Source organism: Streptomyces beijiangensis, from assembly GCF_017315755.1.
In the GTDB taxonomy this organism is placed as follows: Bacteria; Actinomycetota; Actinomycetes; order Streptomycetales; family Streptomycetaceae; genus Streptomyces; species Streptomyces beijiangensis.
The window spans coordinates 1-221 of record NZ_JAFLRJ010001764.1; the positions used below are offsets into that span (position 1 = coordinate 1).

Genomic DNA, 221 nt, shown 5'->3' on the forward strand with positions numbered 1-221 from the left:
CCCGTCCCCCACGCCGAGCTGACATGAACTCAACGGCACGACGCATCCGGTCCGTCGGGATCTGCCTCATCGCGACCCTGGCACTCCTGCTCCCGGTCACCGCCGGAGTCGCGACCGCCGCCCCCGAATCAACGATCTGCAACAAGTACTGCGACGCTCGCGACTCGGCCCTGTCCCCGGGGTACAGGCAACCGGTCACCGCCGCCATCCACTTCTGCACC

General features: G+C 68.3%; 1 pseudogene. It reads left to right on the forward strand.

What is annotated here, in order from left to right:
* Window positions 1-23: 23 nt before the first annotated feature.
* Window positions 24-221: pseudogene (locus J0695_RS43560) on the forward strand (glycoside hydrolase family 76 protein); the annotation flags it as partial.